Annotated in this window: 17 protein-coding genes and 1 pseudogene; 5 read left to right on the top strand and 13 right to left on the bottom strand. The window is 69.6% G+C overall.

Annotated elements, in window-relative coordinates:
* Nucleotides 1–32: 32 nt before the first annotated feature.
* Genes A4R43_RS24535 through A4R43_RS24555 form a run of 5 tightly spaced genes read left to right on the top strand, consistent with a single transcriptional unit; the run spans nucleotide 33 to nucleotide 10876 of the window.
* Nucleotides 33–2252: a beta-glucosidase gene (locus tag A4R43_RS24535; RefSeq protein ID WP_113694489.1), complete on the top strand. Its 2220-nt coding sequence runs from the start codon at nucleotides 33–35 to the stop codon at nucleotides 2250–2252.
* A complete protein-coding gene (locus A4R43_RS24540) occupies nucleotides 2249–4573 on the top strand; it encodes a glycoside hydrolase family 3 N-terminal domain-containing protein (RefSeq protein WP_113694490.1) in 2325 nt (774 codons plus the stop codon). The genes A4R43_RS24535 and A4R43_RS24540 overlap by 4 nt, the downstream gene beginning before the upstream one ends.
* A complete protein-coding gene (locus A4R43_RS24545) occupies nucleotides 4570–6975 on the top strand; it encodes a glycoside hydrolase family 2 TIM barrel-domain containing protein (protein ID WP_113694491.1) in 2406 nt (801 codons plus the stop codon). The genes A4R43_RS24540 and A4R43_RS24545 overlap by 4 nt, the downstream gene beginning before the upstream one ends.
* Nucleotides 6972–8423: a glycoside hydrolase family 43 protein gene (locus A4R43_RS24550; protein ID WP_113694492.1), complete on the top strand. Its 1452-nt coding sequence runs from the start codon at nucleotides 6972–6974 to the stop codon at nucleotides 8421–8423. Before A4R43_RS24545 ends, A4R43_RS24550 begins: the two co-directional genes overlap by 4 nt.
* Before the next feature lie 11 nt (nucleotides 8424–8434).
* Entirely contained in the window at nucleotides 8435–10876 is a 2442-nt protein-coding gene (locus A4R43_RS24555; protein ID WP_113694493.1) for a glycoside hydrolase family 78 protein, read from the top strand.
* 66 nt (nucleotides 10877–10942) lie between these two features.
* On the opposite strand, the gene A4R43_RS44135 is transcribed toward A4R43_RS24555, so the two are convergent.
* The 13 genes and pseudogenes from A4R43_RS44135 to A4R43_RS24620 form a co-directional block, all read right to left on the bottom strand.
* Complete coding sequence (locus A4R43_RS44135; RefSeq protein WP_236808235.1) at nucleotides 10943–11116, bottom strand: nitroreductase/quinone reductase family protein; 174 nt, start codon at nucleotides 11114–11116, stop codon at nucleotides 10943–10945.
* 150 nt (nucleotides 11117–11266) lie between these two features.
* Complete coding sequence (locus A4R43_RS24565) at nucleotides 11267–11917, bottom strand: pentapeptide repeat-containing protein (protein ID WP_113694494.1); 651 nt, start codon at nucleotides 11915–11917, stop codon at nucleotides 11267–11269.
* A gap of 48 nt (nucleotides 11918–11965) precedes the next feature.
* Nucleotides 11966–13210, bottom strand: a complete 1245-nt coding sequence (locus A4R43_RS24570; RefSeq protein WP_113694495.1) for an NAD(P)/FAD-dependent oxidoreductase — start codon at nucleotides 13208–13210, stop codon at nucleotides 11966–11968.
* Complete coding sequence (locus A4R43_RS24575; protein ID WP_113697857.1) at nucleotides 13207–13527, bottom strand: 2Fe-2S iron-sulfur cluster-binding protein; 321 nt, start codon at nucleotides 13525–13527, stop codon at nucleotides 13207–13209. The genes A4R43_RS24570 and A4R43_RS24575 overlap by 4 nt, the downstream gene beginning before the upstream one ends.
* A 5-nt stretch (nucleotides 13528–13532) precedes the next feature.
* A complete protein-coding gene (locus tag A4R43_RS24580; protein ID WP_113694496.1) occupies nucleotides 13533–14759 on the bottom strand; it encodes a cytochrome P450 in 1227 nt (408 codons plus the stop codon).
* A 15-nt stretch (nucleotides 14760–14774) separates the two neighbouring features.
* A complete protein-coding gene (locus A4R43_RS24585; protein WP_113694497.1) occupies nucleotides 14775–15674 on the bottom strand; it encodes an SDR family NAD(P)-dependent oxidoreductase in 900 nt (299 codons plus the stop codon).
* A gap of 16 nt (nucleotides 15675–15690) precedes the next feature.
* Nucleotides 15691–16605: an SMP-30/gluconolactonase/LRE family protein gene (locus A4R43_RS24590; protein WP_113694498.1), complete on the bottom strand. Its 915-nt coding sequence runs from the start codon at nucleotides 16603–16605 to the stop codon at nucleotides 15691–15693.
* A 17-nt stretch (nucleotides 16606–16622) separates the two neighbouring features.
* A complete protein-coding gene (locus A4R43_RS24595) occupies nucleotides 16623–17555 on the bottom strand; it encodes an alpha/beta hydrolase (RefSeq protein WP_113694499.1) in 933 nt (310 codons plus the stop codon).
* A 14-nt stretch (nucleotides 17556–17569) separates the two neighbouring features.
* A complete protein-coding gene (locus A4R43_RS24600; RefSeq protein ID WP_113694500.1) occupies nucleotides 17570–18409 on the bottom strand; it encodes an SDR family NAD(P)-dependent oxidoreductase in 840 nt (279 codons plus the stop codon).
* Entirely contained in the window at nucleotides 18406–19410 is a 1005-nt protein-coding gene (locus tag A4R43_RS24605) for a serine hydrolase domain-containing protein (RefSeq protein ID WP_162788581.1), read from the bottom strand. Before A4R43_RS24605 ends, A4R43_RS24600 begins: the two co-directional genes overlap by 4 nt.
* Nucleotides 19411–19445: 35 nt before the next feature.
* A pseudogene (locus A4R43_RS24610) lies at nucleotides 19446–19586 on the bottom strand (CoA transferase); the annotation flags it as partial.
* A complete protein-coding gene (locus A4R43_RS24615) occupies nucleotides 19583–20599 on the bottom strand; it encodes an acyl-CoA dehydrogenase family protein (protein WP_113694502.1) in 1017 nt (338 codons plus the stop codon). The gene A4R43_RS24615 and the pseudogene A4R43_RS24610, both read right to left, overlap by 4 nt.
* Nucleotides 20596–21747 (bottom strand): acyl-CoA dehydrogenase family protein, encoded by a 1152-nt coding sequence (locus A4R43_RS24620; protein WP_113694503.1) that lies wholly within the window; start codon nucleotides 21745–21747, stop codon nucleotides 20596–20598. The genes A4R43_RS24615 and A4R43_RS24620 overlap by 4 nt, the downstream gene beginning before the upstream one ends.
* Nucleotides 21748–21777: the final 30 nt, after the last annotated feature.

The following is a 21777-nucleotide window of genomic DNA, read 5'->3' on the forward strand; positions in this document are numbered from 1 at the left end:
ATCACCGACTACGACAGGAAGCACACTCGATCATGGACACCACCAAGCTGACCCTCGAGCAGAAGGCCGAACTGCTCAGCGGCCAGGGCCCGTGGCGAACGCACGCCTACCCCGAGGCGGGCATCGGCTCGATCTTCCTCGGCGACGGTCCACACGGGATCCGGCGGGAAGTGGTCGAGGACTACTCGAAGGGAATCCCGGAAAGCATTCCCGCGACCTGCTTCCCGCCGGCGGTCGCGATCGGATCCAGCTGGGACACCGAAATCGCCGAACGTCTCGGTGCCGCACTCGGGCGGGAAGCCCGTGCCGCGGGCGTCGCCGTCCTGCTCGGGCCGGGCGTGAACATCAAACGCTCGCCGTTGTGCGGGCGGAACTTCGAGTACTTCTCCGAAGACCCGCTCCTCTCCGGCGTGCTGGGCAGCGCTTACGTCCGCTCCCTGCAGAACGAGGGCGTGGGTGCATCGGTCAAGCACTTCGCCGCCAACAACCAGGAAACCGACCGCATGCGCGTCAGCGCCGACGTCGACGAGCGCACTTTGCGGGAGATCTACTTTCCCGCCTTCGAGCGCGTCGTCACCGAGGCGCACCCGGCCACTGTCATGTGCTCCTACAACCGGATCAACGGCGTGTACGCATCGCAGGACCGGTGGCTGCTGACCGACGTCCTGCACACCGAATGGGGCTACTCCGGCACGGTGATCTCCGACTGGGGTGCCGTCGTGGACCGGGTTGCCGCGCTCGCGGCCGGACTCGACCTGGAGATGCCCGGTACCGGCGGGCTCAGCGCGCAGAAGGTCGTCGACGCGGTGCGGTCCGGAGAACTCGACGAGTCCATCGTGGACAGGTCCGTGAACCGTGTCGCGGAGCTGACCCGGCTCGGCGACGTCGACGAGTCAGAAGCCTTCGACGCACAGGCTCACCACGCGCTCGCGCGGCAGCTCGCGGCCGACTGTGTCGTGCTCCTCAAGAACGACAACGCCGTACTGCCGTTGGAAGGCGCCACCACGATCGCGGTGATCGGCGAGCTGGCGGTGACCCCGCGGTACCAGGGCGACGGCAGCTCTCGGGTCAATTCGACCACTGTGGACATTCCGCTCGATGAGATCACCGCGCTGGCCGCCGAACGCGGCGCCACGGTCGTGCACACGCGCGGCTACTCTCCCGGCGAGGCGGAGGTCGTGGCCCGCCGGGCCGACGTCGCCGTGGTGTTCGCGGGGACGGCGATCGAGGCCGAGGGCTACGACCGGACGTCGATCGACCTCCCCGCCGAACAGGTGGAGACGATCCGGGCCGTGGCCGCGGTAGCCGAGCGCACCGTTGTCGTGCTCAGCAACGGCGGCGTCGTCTCCCTGGAGGACTGGCACGACGACGTCGACGCGATCGTCGAAGGCTGGCTGCTCGGCCAGGCCGCCGGCGGCGCGCTCGCCGACGTGCTGTTCGGCGTGGTCAACCCGTCCGGCCGGCTCGCCGAAACGATCCCGCTGCGGCTCGAAGACACACCGTGCCACCTGAACTTCCCCGGCGAGGCCGGACACGTCCGGTACGGCGAAGGCGTGATGGTCGGCTACCGGTATTACGAGACGGTCGGCCGGGAGGTGCGCTATCCCTTCGGGCATGGCCTGAGCTACACCCGGTTCGAGGTCGGCGACCTGGACGTCACGGCGACCGGACCGGACACCGCCACGGCGACCGTGCGAGTCACCAACGTCGGTGCGCGCTCGGGCAAGCACGTGGTGCAGCTGTACGTGGCTACCAACGCGGGTGAAGTCCGGCGGCCCGCGCGCGAATTGCGAGCGTTCCGGAAGGTGTTCCTGGAGCCCGGCCAGACCGCCGAAGTCACGTTCGACCTGGACCGCCGCGCCTTCGCTTTCTGGGACGTCACCACCTGGGGCTGGATCGTCGCGGGTGGCGCCTACCGGATCCAGATCGGGGAAAGCTCGTCCACGATCGTCGCCGAAGCCGGAATCACCCTGACCGGCGACCCCGTCATCCGGGAACTCACGATGGAATCGACGTTCGGCGAGTGGTCGGCGCACCCGGTCGTCGGTGCGGAGTTCCGGCAGAGTCTGGCCCGGAACATGCCTGCGGACCAGCCGGACGACTCGAACCGTGAGGGCCTGGCTATGGCGGCGAACATCCCGATGCGGTTGTTCACGCAACAGGCGCCCGGGCTCTTCTCCGAAGAAACCCTCGAACAGCTCATGAAAATCAGCCGCACGGTGCCCGTGTCGCAGGAAGAGGTTTCGGCATGACATCGCGCGACATCGACGCTCTCATCCGCCGTCTGGACGTCGACCAGAAGATCGCCCAGCTGCAGGGCCTGTCGGTCTACGACCTGGGTCTCGTCGACCAGGCGGCGACCGGCCGGAGCTGGGACTTCGGCAAGCTGCCCGAGCTGCGGCCCCACGGGGTCGGGCACCTGTCGATGGTCTGGTTGCTGGACCCGGACCCGGCCGTCTTCCAGCGGCTGCTCGGCGAGCTCCAGGAACGGGCGCGCGAACTGAGCCCCTTCGGGATCGGCGCGCTCGTGCACGGCGAGGGTGTCAACGGGTTCCTGCACGAATCGGGTACCCAGTTCCCCACCGCGTGGGCACAGGCCGCGACCTTCGCGCCCGAGCTGACCCGGGCCTGCGCCGCCATCACCAGCGCCGAAATGCGCCAGACAGGCACGCAGCTGTGCTTCGCACCGGTGCTCGACGTGGCCAGGGACCCCCGCTGGGGCCGGGTCCACGAAACCTACGGTGAGGACCCCGAGCTGATCTCCCGGATGGGCATCGCGTTCGTGCGGGGGATCAACGGAGAGCACGGCGAATCCGGCGTGGCGGCTGTGGCCAAGCACTTCACCGGCTACGGCGCTTCCGAAGGTGGGCTGAACCAAGCCGCCTCCCCGCTGGGACGACGCACCATCCGCGACATCTACGCCGAGCCGTTCCGGCGCGCGATCACCGAGGCCGGTCTCGACCTGGTGATGAACTCCTACAACGAGATCGACGGCATTCCCGCGGCGGCCGACCCATGGCTGCTCACCGACCTCCTGCGCGGCGAACTGGGCCTGTCCGGAGCCGTGGTCAGCGACTACGACTCGATCGGCATGCTGCTCAAGACCTACCACACCGCCACCCGGCCCGCGGAGGCCGCCGTGCAGGCGCTGCGGGCGGGCCTGGACGTCGAACTGCCGAGCAACGAGACGTTCTCCTCGCTCGGCGAGGCCCTCAAGGAGGGGCTGATCGACGAGGAGCACCTCGACCGGGCGGTGGCCCGGGTGCTGCGGCTCAAGCAGCGGCTCGGCCTCGTCCCGGAACTTCCCTCCCCGGCGACACCTCGGCCGGTCATCGGACCGAACCCGGGGAAGGACATCGCCGAACGGGCCATCGTGCTGCTGGAGAACGACGGGACGCTCCCGCTCGGCACCGCGGAGCGGGACATCCTCGTCGTCGGACCGGCCGCGGACGAAGTCCGCATCCACTTCGGCGCGTACACCGACGTGGCCAACCGTGAGGTGCCACTCGGCCTCGCAGAGATCATGGCCGGGCGAGTTCCGGAGCAGGTCTTCACCGACCTGTTCCAGGTCCGCTTCCCCGGCATCGAACCGGCCTTCGAGGCGCACGCCCGCCACCTGCACCCCGAAGTACCCACGGTCCTGGATGCCCTGCGGGAACGGCAGCCGCGCGTGCGGTACGCAAGCCTCGGGTCACTCGACGCCGATGCCGAACCGGTGGACGCGGAAACCGTCCGGACCGCGGTGGGCGACGCCGATGTCGTGATCGCCGTCGTCGGCGAACGCACCGGCTGGGTCGGCAACAACACCGCCGGTGAAGGCCAGACCAGCGCCCGGCTCGAGCTGCCGGGCAACCAGGACGCACTGCTCGCCGCGCTGGCCGAGACCGGGCGGCCGGTGGTGACCGTGGTCGTCTCGGGCCGCCCGCTGCTGCTGGCGGACGCCGCCGCTGCCTCGTCGGCGATGGTGCTGGCCCCGCTGCTCGGGCAGTACGCCGGCGACGCGATCGCCCGCGTCCTCGTCGGCGAGGTCAACCCGAGCGGCAAGCTGCCCTCAACGTTCCCCCGGGTAACCGGGCAGCTTCCGCTGTACCACGGCCACCACTACGGCAGCGGCTACGAGCACCCCACGGGCCTGCGTCACGGCTACGGCGATCTCGCCGCCAACGGTCCCCTGTACGCCTTCGGGCACGGCTTGAGCTACACCGGCTTCTCGCTCGAACTCGACCACGTCGGGCTGGCCACGAACGGCTCGGGACAGACCACGATCCTGGCCACGTGCACTGTGGCCAACACCGGAACGCGGGACGGCGCCACCGTCGTCCAGCTCTACGGCCGGGACGAGGCTGCTTCCGTGGTGAGACCCGTGCGCCAGCTGCTCACGTTCGAGCGCGTGGAACTTGCGCCCGGCGAGCGCCGTGAACTCACCTTCGAGGTGCCCGCTGCGCGTCTCGCCTACACGTTGCCGGACGGCGACCGCGGGGTCGAACCCGGCGAGGTCACGCTGATGGTCGCGTTCGCGAGTGACGACGTTCGCGGCACCGGCTCGGTGTCGCTGCCGGAGGTGCACGCGTGAAGCGGCAGCAGTTCTGCGAGGACTGGACCGTCCGCCCGAAGGTCAACGAGTTCGCCGAACTCGGCGTCTCGCCACCCGAGGAGCCCATCACCCTGCCGCACGACGCCGTGATCGGCACACCGCGGGACGCCGAGCGAGGCGACGGCGCCCCGACCGGCTTCTTCCGCGGCGGCACCTGGGAGTACACGAAGAAGTTCTTCGTGCCCGAGGAGCACGCCGCCAGGCGGATCCGGATCGAGTTCGAGGGCGTCTACCGGTCGGCGCTGGTCTACCTCAACGACGACCTCGCCGGGTGCTGGGCGTCCGGTTACACCGGCTTCTCGGTCAAGGCCGACGACTTCCTCCGCTACGGCGAGCAGAACGTGCTGCGGGTCGAGGCGCGGGCCCATCGTGATTCACGCTGGTATTCGGGTGCGGGCATCCACCGTCCCGTCCACCTGATCGTCGCCGAGCCGGTCCACGTCGCCCTCGACGGCGTGCGCGTGACGACGCGCGATGTCGACGCGGCGCGGGCCGTCGCCGAGATCGCCACGACGATCGAGAACGAGGACGTCCGTCTTCGCACGGTCACCGTCGAAACCACGCTGCTCGACGCCGAAAACAGCGTCGTCGCGACGGACAAGGCGCCCGTGAGCGTGCTACCCGGCGAGGACGCCGTGTTCCGGCAGCGGTTGGCCGTGCCGGATCCGGCACTGTGGAGCCCCGAGATGCCCTCCCTCTATCGGGCGGTCGTCACCATCCGGATCGGCGATGAGATCACCGACGAAGCCGAAACGACGTTCGGCATCCGTACGTTCCAGCTCGACCCGGCTCGCGGGTTCCGCATCAACGGCGAAGTCGTCGACCTGCGCGGCGCCTGCATCCACCACGACAACGGCGTGCTCGGGGCCGCAGCGATCGGCCGGGCCGAGGAACGGCGCGTCGAGCTGCTGAAGCAGGCCGGGTTCAACGCCCTCCGCAGCGCGCACAACCCGATGAGCCGGGCCATGCTCGATGCCTGCGACCGGCTCGGTGTGCTCGTCATGGACGAAACCTTCGACATGTGGACCCGGAGCAAGAGCGACTTCGACTACGCGCTCGACTTCGCCGACTGGTGGGAACGCGACATCGAAGCCATGGTCCGCAAAGATCAGAACCACGCCTGCGTCTTCGCCTACTCCATCGGCAACGAAATCCCGGAAGTCGGCACCCCGCACGGCGCGGTCTGGGCCCGGCGGCTCGCCGAGCACGTGCGGTCCCTGGACGACACGCGGTTCGTGACCAGTGGCGTCAACGGCCTGCTCACCGCGCTCGACGACTTGAAGGCCGCGGCCGCCGAGGGCACCGGCGTCAACACGGCGATGGCGAACTGGGGTGATGTGCTCGACCAGGTCGGCGCCTCGGACCTGGTCACCGAACGCACCGCCGAGGTGTTCGCGACGCTCGACATCGCGGGCATGAACTACCTCGAAAGCCGCTACGAGATCGACCGCGAACTGTTCCCCCACCGGGTCATCGTCGGCTCCGAAACCTTCCCGACGCACATCGACAAGCTCTGGGAACTGGTCAAGCGGCACCCGCATGTCATCGGCGACTTCACCTGGACCGGCTGGGACTACCTCGGCGAAGCCGGCGTCGGCCGCCCCCAGTACGGGGACACCCCGGCCGCGTTCCTGGGCGGCTACCCGTGGCTGACGGCCTGGGTCGGTGACATCGACATCACCGGGAACCGGCGACCGGCGTCGTACTACCGCGAGATCGTCTTCGGTCTGCGTCCGGCGCCGTATATCGCGGTGCAGCGGCCAGAAAACCGCGGCCGAGCCGCCGTGTCCTCGCCGTGGGCCTGGTCCGACGCGCTACCGGCCTGGACATGGCCCGGCCACGAAGGCAAGCCGGTGATCGTCGAGGTCTACAGCGACGCCGACGAAGTCGAGTTGCTGCTCAACGGCACCTCCCTCGGCCGCCGCCCGGCCGGGAGGCAACACCGGTACCGCACGGAGTTCGAGGTGCCGTACACGCCGGGGACCCTCGAGGTTGTCGCCTGCACGGGCGAACGCGCCGAACTCCATACCGCCACCGGCGAGCCGAGTCTCACCGCGACCACCGACCGCCCGGTCGTCCGGGCCGATGTGGACGACTTGGCCTTCGTCGACATCGCCCTCGTCGACGCCGACGGCGTCGTCTTCACCAGCGTCGAGCGCCAGGTCCGGGTCACGGTCGAGGGGCCGGGCCGGCTGCAGGGCTTGGGCAGCGGCGACCCGACGAGCACTGAGTCGTTCGCCGACGACAGCCATCCGACGTTCAACGGGCGTGCGCTGGCGGTGATCAGGCCCTCCGGACCCGGTGAAATCCGGATCGTCGTCACCGACGACACAGGCTTGCGTACCGAAGTCACGGTGACCGCGGAGAAGATCGAGAAATGACAGCACCGATCATCGCCGGGTTCTACCCCGATCCGAGTATCTGCCGGGCGGGAGACGTCTACTACGTCGCCAACTCCAGCTTCGAGTACGCGCCGGGCGTACCGATCCACCGCAGCACCGACCTGGTGACCTGGACGCCCATAGGCAACGCGCTACGGCGTCCCAGCCAGCTGGACGTCCGCGCCGCTCCGGCGAGCACCGGGGTGTATGCCCCAACCCTGCGCCACCACGCCGGCAAGTTCTGGCTCGTGACGACGAACGTGCTCGAAACGCACCGCGGTCAGCTGATCGTCACGGCTGATGACCCAGCGGGGCCGTGGTCGGATCCGGTCTACGTGGACGGCGCCATCGGGATCGACCCGGACCTCGCCTGGGACGAGCACGGGGTCTGTCACCTCACATGGGCCTCAAACGCGCCGGGAATCGCGAGCATGCCGATCGATCCCGCGACGGGGACGGCGCTCGGCCCGTCGCGACTGCTGTGGCAGGGCACCGGGCTGGCGTATCCCGAGGGACCGCACCTGTACCGGCGGGACGGCTGGTGGTATCTCATGCTCGCGGAGGGCGGCACCGAGCGCGGCCACACCGTCACCATCGCACGTTCCCGTTCCCTCAACGGACCCTACGAAGCCGCGCCGGCCAACCCGATCTTCACCCACCGCAGCACCACGCATCCTGTGCAGAACACCGGTCACGCCGACCTCGTCGAGCTGGCCGACGGCTCGTGGGCGATGGTCCACCTCGGCGTCCGTCCCCACGGCCGCACCCCGATGTTCCACGTCAACGGCCGCGAGACGTTCATCGCCGGGGTGCACTGGGTTGACGGCTGGCCGGTGGTCGATGAGGAGCGCTTCGCCCCGGTCACCCCGGACCACTCGTTCGACGACCGCTTCGACTCGGCCGAGTTCGACGACCGCTGGGTATCCCCGAACGTCTTTCCGGACAGCTTCACGCGGCGAGAGGACGGCCGTCTCGTGCTGATCGCTCCCTTCGAGGGCGGTCCAAAGCCGGTGCTCTCGGCGCGGGTGCGTGACCGGGAATGGACGGCCGAGGCCGAACTCGACACGTCTGCGGGCACCGGACGATTCCTCGTCCGGATCGACGGATCGCACTGGTACGGACTCACCGCCGACGCGGAGACGGTCACGGCCACCGTCGTCATCGGCCCCGCCCGCACAACCATCGCCGAGGTCCCGGTACGTGGGCGGGTGACCCTGCGCATTTCGGTCCGCAAGCCCACAGCGGTCCCTCCCATGCCTGCTCATGAGCCCGACCTCATCGAGCTGGCCGTCGTCGGCCACGACGGGACGGCGGAAGTGCTCGGGACTTTCGACGGACGCTATCTGTCCACCGAAGTGGCCGGCGGGTTCACCGGGCGCACCTTCGGGGTGGAGCCCGTCGCGGGCGAAGTCGCGGTCCACCACATCTCGTATCGTTCCCATCGCTGAAAAGGAAACTCGTGGAGCATCCCCGGAAGACCACCTTCGTCGCGCCTGCGGCGCCGGACAGCGCGGCGCCGTACTTCCGACGCGAGTTCACCGCCGCAGAACCCCGACGCGCGACGCTGAACGTCACCGGGCTCGGCATCGTCGAGCCCTACCTCAACGGCGTCCGCGTGGGCGACGAGGTGCTCGCACCGGGCTGGACGTCTTACCGCCACCGCCTGCACGTGAGCCGGCACGACGTCACGGACCTGGTACGCGAAGGCGCGAACGCGGTCGGCGCGATCGTCGGGGACGGCTGGGCAGTGGGCCGGATCGGGTACGAGGGCCGGCGCAACCACTACACCGACCGGCCTGCGCTGTTCCTCCAGCTCGAACTCGACTACGGCGACCGTACCGAGGTTGTGAGCACGGCGGAGGGATTCCGCTACGGGACCGGCGCGGTGCTCGCCGGGGATCTGCTCGACGGCGAAACCTACGACGCGCGGCTCGAGCCCGAGGGCTGGAACCTGCCCGGGTTCGACGACCGCCACTGGACGCCGGCCGCGCTGTTCGAGTGGGACCGCGGCACCCTGGTCGCCACGGGCGCGCCACCGATCCGGCGGATCGAGGAGCTCGCCCCGATCTCTGTGACCACGAGCCCGTCCGGGAAGACGATCGTCGACTTCGGACAGAACCTCGTCGGCTGGGTCCGGATCTCCACCTCTGGCCCTGCTGGAGCGACGATCACCCTCCGGCACGCGGAAGTCCTCACCGGCGGCGAACTGGACACGTCGACGCTGCGCACCGCGGCCGCAACCGACCAGTACACCTGCCGTGGCGGCCGGGAAACCTGGGAGCCCCGGTTCACCTTCCACGGCTTCCGCTACGCCGAGGTCGATGGGCCATACGACGAAATCCGGGCCGTGGTGGTGCACAGCGACATGGCGCGCACCGGCTGGTTCAGCTCCTCGCACGAACTGCTCAACCGCCTGCACACCAACGTCGTCTGGTCGATGCGCGGCAACTTCGTCGGCGTGCCGACCGACTGCCCTCAGCGTGACGAACGGCTCGGCTGGACCGGAGACCTCAACGCGTTCGCTCCCACCGCGGCGTTCCTGTACGACGTGCGGGGCGTTCTCGGTTCTTGGCTCGCGGATCTGGCCGCCGAGCAACGGGACAAGAGTTACGTGCCCATGGTGGTCCCGGACGTGCTGTCAACACCGTCGCCCCCGACCGCGTTGTGGAGCGATGCCGCGGTCAGCGTGCCGTGGGCCCTCTACCGTGAGTACGGCGACGAGGAGGTCCTGCGCCGCCAGTACGACTCCATGGCGATGTTCGTCCGGGACGTCGAGGGACGGCTCGACGAGAACGGCCTGTGGAGCACCGGGTACCAATTCGGCGACTGGCTCGACCCCGACGCGCCGGACGACAATCCCGCCGGCGGCAAGACCGACCGGTACCTCGTCGCCGCGGCTTTCCTGTGCCGGGTGACCCGGGAAATGGCCGACACCTCAGCGGTACTCGGGAAGGACGGGGACGCCCGCCACTTCACCGCGCTCGCCAAGCGGGTGCGAGCCGCGTTCCGCCGCGAGTACGTCACGGCCGCCGGCCGTGTCAGCGGCGAGACAGTCACCGCATACGCGCTCGCGATCTGCTTCGGCACCCTTGATCCTGCTCAGGAAAGCCATGCCGGTCACCAGCTCGCGCAGCTGGTCGCCAAGGCCGGCTACCGGATCTCCACCGGATTCGCTGGTACCCCGTACGTGTGCGAAGCGCTGAGCCGCACCGATCACCTCGACGAGGCATACCTGGTCCTCCTCGAAACCGGCTGCCCCTCGTTCCTGTACCCGGTCACCATGAGCGCCACCACGATCTGGGAACGCTGGGACGCCATCCGCCCGGACGGCACCCTCCACCCGTCCGGGCTGGGCTCGCACAACCACTACGCACTCGGGGCGGTGGCGAACTGGATGCACCGCGTCGTTGGCGGCCTCTCCCCGATCGAGCCCGGCTACCGCACCATGCGCATCGCGCCTCGTCCGGGCGGCGGCCTCACCCACGCCACGCTCACGCACGACACGGTCCACGGCCGGGTCGTCGTCACCTGGCGCATCGCGGACGGCCGCCTGCGCCTGGAGGTCACCATCCCCGAGGGAACGGCGGCGACCGTCGAGCTGCCGCTGCACGCGGGCGGACTGGCCGAGGAGATCACCGGAGGCGATCACTGCTGGGAATACGACCTGCCTCGAGCGCAGCAGCGCGAGTACACCTTGGACACTCCACTTCGGACACTGGCTGACGATCCGGAGGTCTGGCGCGCGGTCACCGCCGTGTTCGGCAAGCACCTTCCCGGCATCCCGATCGACGGCAGCACCCCGGGTGTCTCGCTCAACACCGTGCTCGGGTACTTCCCGGCAACACCGGCCGAACTGAAGGCCGACCTCGTAGCCGCTATCGGCGACAAGGGAAAGAGCTGACAAACCTTAGGCGGTCCCGGCCCAGCCACGCTGCGACGGTGAAGGTCTGCGCAATCCTGGTCACGGTCAGGCACCGGGCCGACGGGGCTCGAGGACGACAACCGGGATCTCGCGATCGGTCTTGTCCTGATAGGAGTCGTAGTCGGGCCAGGTCTCCACAGGCCCGGCCCACCACGCGTCGCGTTCCTCACCCTCGGCACGGCGCGCGACGTACTGTCCGACGATCGCGCCGTCCTGCAACGCGACGTGAGGATCAGCCAGGACTCCGTGCCGCCGGTGCGTTCGTAACGTTCGACCTGCTCGGCGATCCAGGACGCTGGGCTCGGCGCGTACTCCCCGGTCGACGACAGCGCGATTCCCCTCGTTCAGCTGGTACTTCAGGAAGATCTTTCAGTCGTCCAATATCAGGCCGAGGGCCTGGGCGAACGCGGGAGCCAGTTGCAGCAGCTGGACGTTGTTGATCCGCACGCCCGCCAGCGAGTCGTAACCACTCTGAATGTCGACCTCGGACGCGCCGCGCAGATCCACGTTCTCGGCTTTCATTCCGTCCAGGTGGAGCGAGGAAATCCGCGAGCCGGGGAAGGAAACATTGGTCAGCACCGCATCCGCGAAATCAACATCCTGCATGACGCAATTGGTGAACGTGACATTGCGGAGCTCGGCGTTCCGCAGGTTGGTTCCCACCAATTTGCAGCCGAAGAAGCCGACTCGGCTCATCGCCGAGTCGAACAGCGCGGTCCCGGCGAAGACTGTCGTCCCAAACTCGACATCGAGCCAGCTCGTCTGGGCGAAATCAGCGCTGTTCATCCGGCAGTTGTCGATCCACACGTCGTTGAACCGGCCTCGCCGCAACTGGGCGCGATCGAAGTCGACGCCCGTGAACGCGGACTCCAGGAAACTCGAACCGCCGGCCTGGACGCCCTCGAACGAAACATCCTGGAACAGGGCAGTGTCGAACTGTTCCCCCTGCACCGGGGCGCTCTCCGCCGCTTGCAGGTGGGAAAAGTAGGGCAGGTCGCTGATATTGCGGGGTTCGGGCACTGCTGACCTCAAATCCTGTGATGGGTGCTTCGGACGTTGAAGCTCGGATCAGGCTGGAGCCACCTGCAAGTACCTCTTCAGCGACAGGCTCGTGTCCTCGGCCTTCTCCCGCGGCAACGAGACTCCCGCGCCGAGTGCCTTGCGCAGGACCAGGAAGTCGGCGGGGTTGTTGACACACTCGGCGGCGACCAGGTGGGCACTGCGGTACCGCAGGACGGTCATCCTCCCGGGCCGGGCGTCCGGCCGGATCACGATGTCGTCGTCCGCGCGGGCCAGCCCGGCGATCTGGAGCTTGAGCGCCCCCTGATCGGACCAGAACCACGGCACGCCGCGATATGGCCGCGGCGCACCGACGAGCGTGGCCGCGGCGACCTTGGCCTGCTCGACGGCGTTGTCGACGCTCTCCAGCCGCAGGCGCGGTGCGGGTTCCGGCGCCGGGGACGGATCGGGCAGGTTCGCGCAGTCGCCCACGGCCAGGGTGCGGCCGTCGGAGGCGAACGAATGCTCGTCGACGATGATCCCGTCGTCACAGCGGAGACCGGCGGCGCGGGCGAGTTCGTCGCGGGGACGTGCGCCCACGCCGACGAGAACAAGCTGGGCGGGCAGTTCCCGGCCATCCTCCAGTACGACCGCACTGACCGCACCACCCTCACCGTGCAGCCGGTGGGGTCGCACCCCGGTGAAGACCCGCGCTCCGGCCGCAAGGTGCGCAGCCTCGACGAAGCCGGCCGTGGCAGCACTGACCACCCGGTTCATCAACGCGGGCGCCGCCTCCACCACGCTGGTCCGCACGCCAGCCGCGGTCGCGGTCGCGGCCACCTCGAGACCGACGAACCCGCCGCCGATCACGACGAGATCGGTGACCGTCGCCAGGCGCTGCGCGAGGATCCCGGCGTCCCGGACGTCGCGCAGCATCAGGACGCCGTCGAGGTCGGCACCGTCGATCGGCAGCGGTCGCGGTTGCGCTCCGGTGGCCAGTACGAGACGGTCGAACGGCCAGCGCCGTCCCGAAGCGGAGACCGCCTCTTCGCCGGTCAGGTTCAGGTGAGCGACCTGTTCGTCCAGCACCAGGTCGATCCGCTGCTCGGCGTAGAAGGCCACGCTGCGCAGCGCCAGAGACTCGAGCGAGGCTTCGCCCTTGAGGAACGCCTTCGACAGCGGTGGACGTGCGTAAGGCGCGTGCGGCTCTTGGCCGATCAGCGTGATCGGCCCGTCCCAGCCGAGTCCCCGCGCGCTGCTCGCGACCTCCACGCCCGCCTGGCCCGCGCCGACCACGAGTAGCCGACCGCTCACAGCTGCGCTTCCGGGACGGTCACCCGGACTTCCTGGCCGTCGGCGAGAACGAGCTGGCAGGAGAGCCGAGAGTTGTCCTCGCGTTCGGTGGCCGCGCAGTCGAGCATCTCGTCCTCGTCCTCGCTGACCGGTGCGAAATCGTCGGCGTTCTCTTCGGCGAGGAAGACGTGGCAGGTGGCGCACGAGAGCGACCCGCCGCACTGACCGACGATGCCGCTGACGCCGTTGCGGACCGCGGTCTGCATGACCGAATCCCCGGCGACGGCTTCGACGACGGTCTCGGAGCCGTCCGGCTGGATGTAGAAGACCTTGGGCACGGGATTCACCAGGCGATCGGGAGGTCGGTCATGGGCTGGGTGAGCACGTCGCGGCGGACGACCGGTTCGCCGGCCAGCCGCAGCGTCGGGATGCGCTTGAAGATCTCGGCCAGACCGACCTGCATCTCCATGCGGGCCAGCGGCGCGCCGAGGCAGTGGTGCAGGCCGTGGCTGAGCATCAGGTGCGGGTTGTCCTTGCGGGTTATGTCGAAGCGGCCTGGGTCCTCGATGGCCTCGGGGTCGTGGTTGGCCGAACCCGGATCGATGCTGACGGCTTCCCCCTTGGCGATCAGCTGACCGTCCACGACGACGTCCTCGGTCGCCACGAACGGCACCAGCCCGCCCCCGCCGCCCACCGGGCCGCCCAACGCGAACCCGCCGTGCCGGAGGACTTCCTCCGCGGCGGTCGGGGCCAGGCCGTCGGGGTCGGTCAGGAACAGCTCCCGCTGCTCGTCGGAGTGCAGCAGCGACATCACCCCGGTGGTCAGGAAGTTGGCGGTGTTGTCGAACCCGCCGACGATCAGGATGAACGCGATGGGCAGGATCTCCGCGTCGGTCAGCGTCTCGTCCTTCTCGCGGGCGTGCGCCAGTGCGCTGAGCAGGTCGTCACGGGGCTCCTCGCGCCGCTGGGCGATCAGGTCGGTCATGTAGGCCGACAGCTCGGCCAGGTCGGTGGCGACCTCGTCCTCGGACTTCCCGGCCACCGCCATCGTCGAGGAACTCCACCGCTCGAACTTCTCCCGGTCGGCCGACGGCACGCCGAGCAGGGAGCTGAGCATCTCGATGGGCAGCGGCACGGAGTACTCGGTGATGAGGTTGCGGACGCCGCCGCGGGCGATCATGCCGTCGATCAGCTCGTTCGCGAAAGCCACGGCGGAGGCGCGCATGTCCCGCACCCGGCGGGGCGAAATAGCTTTCTGGACCAGCTTGCGCAGCTTCGTGTGCTGGGGCGGGTCCTCGAACTGCAGCGTCGTGCGCAGGAAGTCGGGAAACGGCACGAAGAACGGCACGATCCGCTCGCCGGTCCGGAACGGTTCCCGGACGAACCGGCGGTCGGCGAGGATCGTCCGCGCGGCCTGGTTGCGGTGGACGATCCACACGTCGCCGCCGTAGGGCATGGTCGTTTTGGTCATCGGCCGGTCGGCCATGAGCCGCTTGAGGTGCTCGATGGCGTCCGCCGGCGGCAACGGCGCGAACGGGAACTCGGTGCCGGCGGTGGTGGTTTCGGTCATCGGATCCTCCGGGAGTCAGGTGGTCTGCGGGACGGCTACGGTCGCCGGCTGCGCTTCGGGGGTGATGGCCATGACCTCGTCGAAGCGCTCGGCCACGGTCTCGACGGTCAGGGCGGGGTCGTGGATCCCGGTGGTGGTCACCATGGCCAGGCGGTTCACCGCGCCGCCCGCGGCGTTGAAGACCTCGCCGGTCACCTGGCAGGCCGGGTGGGCCAGGAAGGCCACCACCGGTGCGACGTGCTCGGGCAGCAGCTGTGTGCGCAGGTAGGCCATGACCTCCGGGGACAGTGACTCGGCCGCGTTCTCCGCCATGCGCGTGCCCGCTCCGGGCGCCACGGCGTTGACGAGGACGCCGTGCTCGGCGCCTTCGACGGCGAGGTTGCGGGTGAGCGAGAACACCGCGCCCTTGGAGCTGCCGTAGTGGGTCATCAGCGGGGTGCCCAGCATCGCGGCCGAGACCGTGTTGACCACGCGCCCGGTCCCCGAAGCGATCAGGTGCGGCCATGCCGCCCGGCACACGTGCAGGGAGCCGAAAAAGTGGACATCGAGGTAACGCTGGTACTCCGCGGTGCTCAGCTCGTCGAAACGGGCGGTGCGGACGATCCCGGCGTTGTTCACCACCGCGTGGAGCTTGCCGAAATTGTCGATCGTCGCGTCGACCAGCGCCACCGCGCCGGCCTCGGTGGAGATGTCCGCTCGCGAGGCAACCGCACGGCCGCCGGCGGCCCGGATCTCGGCGACGACGTCCGCGGCGGGATCATCACCGTCCACTCCGGACCCGTCGACGCGGGCGCCGAGGTCGGCGACGACCACAGAGGCCCCGCGTTCAGCGAGGAGCAGCGCATGCGCACGGCCGATGCCGCGGCCCGCGCCGGTCACGATGACGACGCGGCCTTTGAAGGACAGTCTGTCCATGGGAGATTTCCGTTCTTCAGGGGCGGTTGTCGCCGCCGCTCGTGCGAACCTCGGCAGTCCAGACCGTGCCGTTTCGGTTGCGCCTCGACTCCTCGAAGTCCATGACGTCCAGGCCCGCGCAGACGAAGAGAGTGCGCCGGTCCGGGCCGCCGAGGACACACGCCGGGGGCAACGCCCGCGTGGCATCGAACCGGAGGATGTCGGTGACCGCGCCACCCTCGGTGATCCGGGCGACCGCTGGGACCGAAGGCATCCCGGCCCAGACTCCACCGTCGTCGTCCAGGCAGATTCCGTCGGGCAGGGACGGCGTCTCCGCGAAGATGCGGCGGTTGCCGAGACGACCGTGATCGTCACGGTCGAGCACGGTGATCCGGTTGGCGAACGCCTCCGCGGTGAACACCTGGCTCCCATCGCCGCTGACGGCGATGCCGTTGGCGCCGGCGAAGCCGCCCAGCTCGGTCACGGCACGGGCGGCGCCGTCCGGTTCCACGACCAGCAGGTCCGAGTCCTTGGGGGATTCGCCGGCGAACAGCTCGAACCCAAGCTGGGTGACGTAGGCGCGGCCGTCGGCGTCGACGACCATGTCGTTGATCGGGCCGGTGGCCAGCGGGCGCAGGTCGGCGTACTCGGTGAGGCTCTCGCCGTCGAATGCCAGGACCAGGCGCTCGTGCATCGAGGTGGCGATGAGCCGGCCGTCGGGCAGCCAGCCGAATCCGCCGGGGATGATCTCGGCGCCGTTCACCGAGGTGCGCGTCGAGAGGTCGACGACGGTTTCCGGAATTCCCGTCGGGTCGAGCCGCAGGATCCGGTGGGCGTACATGTCGCTGAACCAGAACGCGCCGTCGTGCCATCGTGGGCATTCGGCCCAGGTGTAGCCGCGAGACAGCTCCTGCGGGGCGATGTCGACGGCGTCGGCGAAGGGGTCGGTCACGGAGACTCTCCTGACGGTCAGAACGGGAGGGGGTGGGCGAACTTGGCGCGCAGCAGGGCACCGGTCTCGGCGATGGCCAGACGCCCGCGGGCGAGGTAGGCCGCCTGGAGCGCGAACCCGTGGTAGGAGCCCGGATAGCGGGTCAGGGTGGTCTGCACGCCGGAGTCGCGGAGGCGGTGTGCGTAGCGTTCGCCCCAGTCGCGAATCGGGTCGCACTCGGCGGTGGCGACGATGGCCGGGGGCAGGCCGGTGAGGTCGGCCGCGTACGCGGGGATCCGGTAGGCGTTGCCCGGATAGCCACGCCCATTGTCGGCCAGCTCGTTGAGGTACAGCACGTCATCGCGGCTGAGGATCGGCGCGTCCGCGTACTCAACGATGGATCGGGCGCCCAGGTCGCGGTCGAGGCCGGGGTACATCAGGACCTGACAAGCGATGGCGGGCCCGCCGCGGTCCCGTGCGGCGAGCGCGACGGCGGCAGCGAGGGTGCCACCGGCGCTGTCCCCGACGACCGCGAGCCGTCCGGAGTCAACGCGCAGCTCGTCCGCGTTCTCGGCGACCCAGGCCGTGGCGGCGTAGGCGTCGTCGAACTGGGCCGGCGGTGGGTTCTCGGGCGCGAGGCGGTAGCCGACCGACACGACGGTGGCGCCGCTCGCGGCGGCCAGGTGACGGGCCAGGGGCTCGAACGAGTGGATCGTGCCCATGCACATGCCGCCGCCGTGGAAGTACACCAGCACGGGTGCCCGCTCGTCCTCGGCCGGCCGGTAGATCCGCACCGGGATGCCGCCAGGGATCTCGCGGTCCTCGATGTCCACCGTGGGCAGCCCAGGCGGATGAGGGACGGCTTCGAGGGCTTCGCGAATCGCGGCGATGCCCCGCGCGCGCATCGGCGGCAGGTCGGCCGTCGCCTTCGCGATGGCCGCGGCGTCGGAGTCCAGCGGGGGCAGGGGCATCGTGCGCTCCGGGGTCAGTCGGTGGGGAAGGTGAGTTCACCCGGCGGCAGGACGGGAGCTCGTCGGTGGACCAGTACGTCCGCTCTGGCCGCCATGGCGTCCCGCACGAAGTCCTGGGAGGTCAGGTAGAACTCGCCGGCGGCGGCTTGGTCGAAGAAGACGCCGGCTGCGTCGACAGGGTCCATCGCCTGCTCTTTGATCTTGAGCATCGCGGCCCGGTGGTCCTCCGCCGCGGTGACGTCACCGGAGTCGACCGCGCCGGCGGATTCGAAGATGTTCGACGCCACTGCCCCGGGCAGAACGGCCTGCACGTGGACGTGGTCGGTGTGCCCGGCGAGTTCGACTTCCTGCCGCAGGCATTCGGTGAGTGCCAGCACGGCGTGCTTGCTCATGATGTAGGGCGCCTGCAGCGGGCTCGCGCTGACGCCGCCGACTGAGGAGAGGTTCCAGACCCACGACTGGCGCGAGTCGGCCAGCATTCGCGGCAGGAATGCCCTGATGCCGTGGAAGACGCCGCTGATGTTGATCGAGAGCAGGCGGTCCCAGTTCGCGACCGGCGTGTCCCAGAGGTAGCCGAACTGCTCCACACCTGCGTTGTTCACCAGGAGGGTGACCGGCCCGGCTTGTCCGGCGAGCCGCTCGAGCGCGTCCGGATCACGCACGTCGCACGTCACCGCGACGGCGTTCGGCAGCTCGGCCTGCAGTGCGGTGATCGCGGGCGTGTCCACGTCGGCCAGGACGACCTTCATGCCCAGTTCCCGGGCCGCATAACGCGCCAACCCGGCGCCGATGCCCGCACCGGCCCCGGTGATGACGGCAGTGCCGCTGCCGAACAGCTCCTTCGCCGTACTCATCGGCGCTCCCTCTCACGCACGATCTCGCGGATCGCCCGCACGACCGGCGCGAACGTCCGTTCCGGCTCGACGACGGCCGGGGTGTCCATGTCGTTGTGGCAGATCGCGACGGCGACGCGGTCGCGCAGATCGGCCCAGGCGAGCGAGCCGCCGGCACCGGGGCTGTAGATGACTTCGCGGTGGTCGCCGACCAGCGGATCGGACGCTCCTTCCTCACCGCCGAGCCAGAAGCCGTTGGCGCCGAACCAGACCGGGATCGGGAGCACCTTGTCCGGATCGTGGGCGTTCTCGCGCGGCCGGGTGAAAGTCGCGACCCGCTCCGGGGACAGCAGCCGGACACCGTCGAGCGTCCCGCCCTCGGCGAGCATCGCGAAGATCCGGGCCACCGCTCCCGCCGTGGCTACCGCGCCGGCGCCGGGATCGACCGCCTGCAGCACCGTGCGCTGGTTGTGCACGTCGGAGCCGGGGAAGACCGCGCGCGGGCTGATGTTGTACTCGTCGATGATCGAGAATTCGTTGCCGCCGTGGAGCTTCGTCACTCGCGGTAGGTCGGCGTCGGGAACGCCGAGGTGGAAATCGGTGACCCCGAGCGGCGCGCAGATCTCCTCGGCCACGAACCGGTCGAAGGACCGCCCGGCGGGATCGGTGTGGCGCACCACCTCGCCGAGGATCCAGCCCCACACCAACACGTGATAGGCGTTCGCGGTGCCCGGCTCGTAGACCGGCGTGAACTCGGCGATGCGGTTGATCATCCAGTCCCAGTCGGCCATGAGCTCCGGCGTGACGCCGTCCGGCATCTGCGGGATGCCGGCACGGTGCGAGAGGGCGTGCTCGACGGTGACCTTCTCCTTACCCCGGCGCCCGAATTTCGGCCAGTAGCGCGCGATCGGCGCCTGCAGGTCGATAAGGCCACGCTCGGCCTGGAGATGCACCGCCGTCGCGGTGACACCCTTGGTGACCGAGAAAATCGGAAAGAGGGTGCCGCTGTCGGCGCCGGCCACCGCGTCGACGATCAGCTCGCCACGGTGGTAAGCCGCCCCCACCGGCGCGTCTCGTCGCCCGACGGGGCCTCGACCTTGATCACCTCCGCGCCGTGGTCGGCGAGCATCTGCGCGCAGAACGGCCCGGCCAGCACCCGGCTCAGGTCTAGGACCCGCAGCCCCCGCAGCGCGCTCATTTCACGCCGCCCGTCACCAGGGACCACCACGCATCTCCGCCCCCCGTGGCGAGTTCGTCCTGCCACCGGCTCTCGCTCCCGAACTCCTCACGCCAGGACCACAGCCGGGTCGTCGCCGTTCCGAGGTGGTGTTCCTGCGCGTAGCCGAGGGCACCGTGCAGCTGGTGGCCGATCGCAGCGACGACCTGCGCGCTCGCCGACGTCGTCGCCTTGGCCGCCGCGACGGCGACATACGCGGCCGGATCCCCGGCTTCGACCGCGAGCACCGCGGCATCCGCACTGACCTGCATGGCGACGGTCTCGGCAGCGAGAGCGGCCAGATGCTGCTGCACCGCCTGGAAACGCGCCAGCGGACGACCAAACTGCTCCCGCTCGCCGACGTGGCGACGGACCGATTCAAGAACCGCCCGCGCCGCACCGGCGAGCTGGACCGACCGTGCCAGCGCACCTCGCCGCAACAAGACGTTCGCGTCGACATCGGGCGGCGCCACCACGGCTTGAGTGACCGCAACACCGTCGAGCACGAGCGTGTCCCGCGGCTCACCGGCCAGGTTCTCGGCGAACTCGATCGACAGCCCAGCGGTCGGTACGACGGCGACCAGCAGCGCGTCACCGCGCCAGGCCAAGGTCACCACCTGGTCCGCATGCCGGCCCCAGGGCACCCGCACCCGTCCGGACAGATGAGACACGCCGTCCGTCCGGGCTTCATCGAGAGACGCGACTGTGAGCCCGTCCGGCACCGTGAGCCCGGCCTGCGACAGCAACCAGCCGGCCAGGAACGCCGACTCCGCGACCGGCACCGCGGCGGCTTGATACGCGGTCAGGTCGACCACCGCAGCAAGTTCCCGCAGTCCGCCACCGCTGCCGCCCGCTTCCTCGGGCACGCCCAGGAGGTGAAATCCCGCGTCGGTCAACTTCTTCCACAGTAGACGGTCGAAGCCGTCCTCGGGGCTGCAGTCATTCAGCATCGCGTTGACGACCGAGCAGATTTCCTCGCGCAGGTCGTCGGTCACCGGACCCCCAGCCCGCGAGCCACGACCGACCGGAGGATCTCGTTCGTGCCGCCCCGCAACGTGAACGCCGGAGAATGCAGGATCCCTTCGGCGAGCAGCCCGGCCAGTCCGGGTGCGCCTCGCCGCGGTTCCATCCGGGCCAGCCGCCGCACGGTTTCCACCACGTCTCCTTCGAAGCGGGAGCCGATGTCCTTCACCAACGCGGCCGCGACGTCAGGGGAGCGCCCGTCGGCCAGCGCGGCCGCCACCGACAGCGAGAGCTGCCGCAGCGTCCAGGCCCGGGCCGTCAGCCTGCCCAGCTCCCGGACCGCGACCGAGTCACCCTCTTCGCGCACCAGGTCAGCCCACGCCCGCAGAAGGGGGACCGTGCTCAGCAGCCGTTCCGGACCGGATCTCTCGTAGGCGAGTTCGGTCGTGACCTGCCGCCAGCCCGCGCCACGCTCACCGAGCAGGCTGCTGTTCGGAACCACGGCGCCGTCGAACACCACCTCGTTGAAGTGGTGTTCTCCGTCGATGGTCACGATCGGCCGGATCTCCACGCCGTCAGCCGGGAGGTCCACGACAAATTGGGACAGGCCCGCGTGCCGGTCCGCCGGCGTGCCGTCCGTACGCGCAAGTACCACGATCGCATGAGCGAAGTGGGCTCCGGTCGTCCACAGCTTCGTCCCAGTGATCTCCCAGTCGTCGTCGACCTGCCGGGCTCTCGTCCGGACCGCGGCCAGATCGGACCCCGCGTCGGGCTCACTCATCCCGATGGCGAAAAAGCACTCGCCGCGGGCGATCGCGGGCAGGTATCGCCGTCGCTGTTCTTCGCTGCCGTGACGCAGGATCGACGGCGCCATCTGGCGGTCGGCGATCCAGTGCGCGGCGACCGGAGCGCCCGCCGCGAGGAGTTCCTCGGTGACGACAAACCTGTCCAAGGGAGACCGCTCGTGGCCGCCGTACTGACGCGGCAGGGTCATGCCCAGCCAGCCGCGCACCCCGAGCAGCCTGCTGAACGCCGGGTCCGCCGCCGTCATCCAAGCATCGCACCGCGGCACGAACATCCCGGCTTCCCGTTGGGCGGCGAGGAAGTCCCGCACCTCGGCCCGCAGTGTGTCCGCCGCCGGTTCCAGACGGTGGGCGGAGAGATCGATCGTCGTGGTCAACCGTGCTCCTCATCAGGTCTCTCACCACCG

The organism is Amycolatopsis albispora (genome assembly GCF_003312875.1).
GTDB lineage: Bacteria > Actinomycetota > Actinomycetes > Mycobacteriales > Pseudonocardiaceae > Amycolatopsis > Amycolatopsis albispora.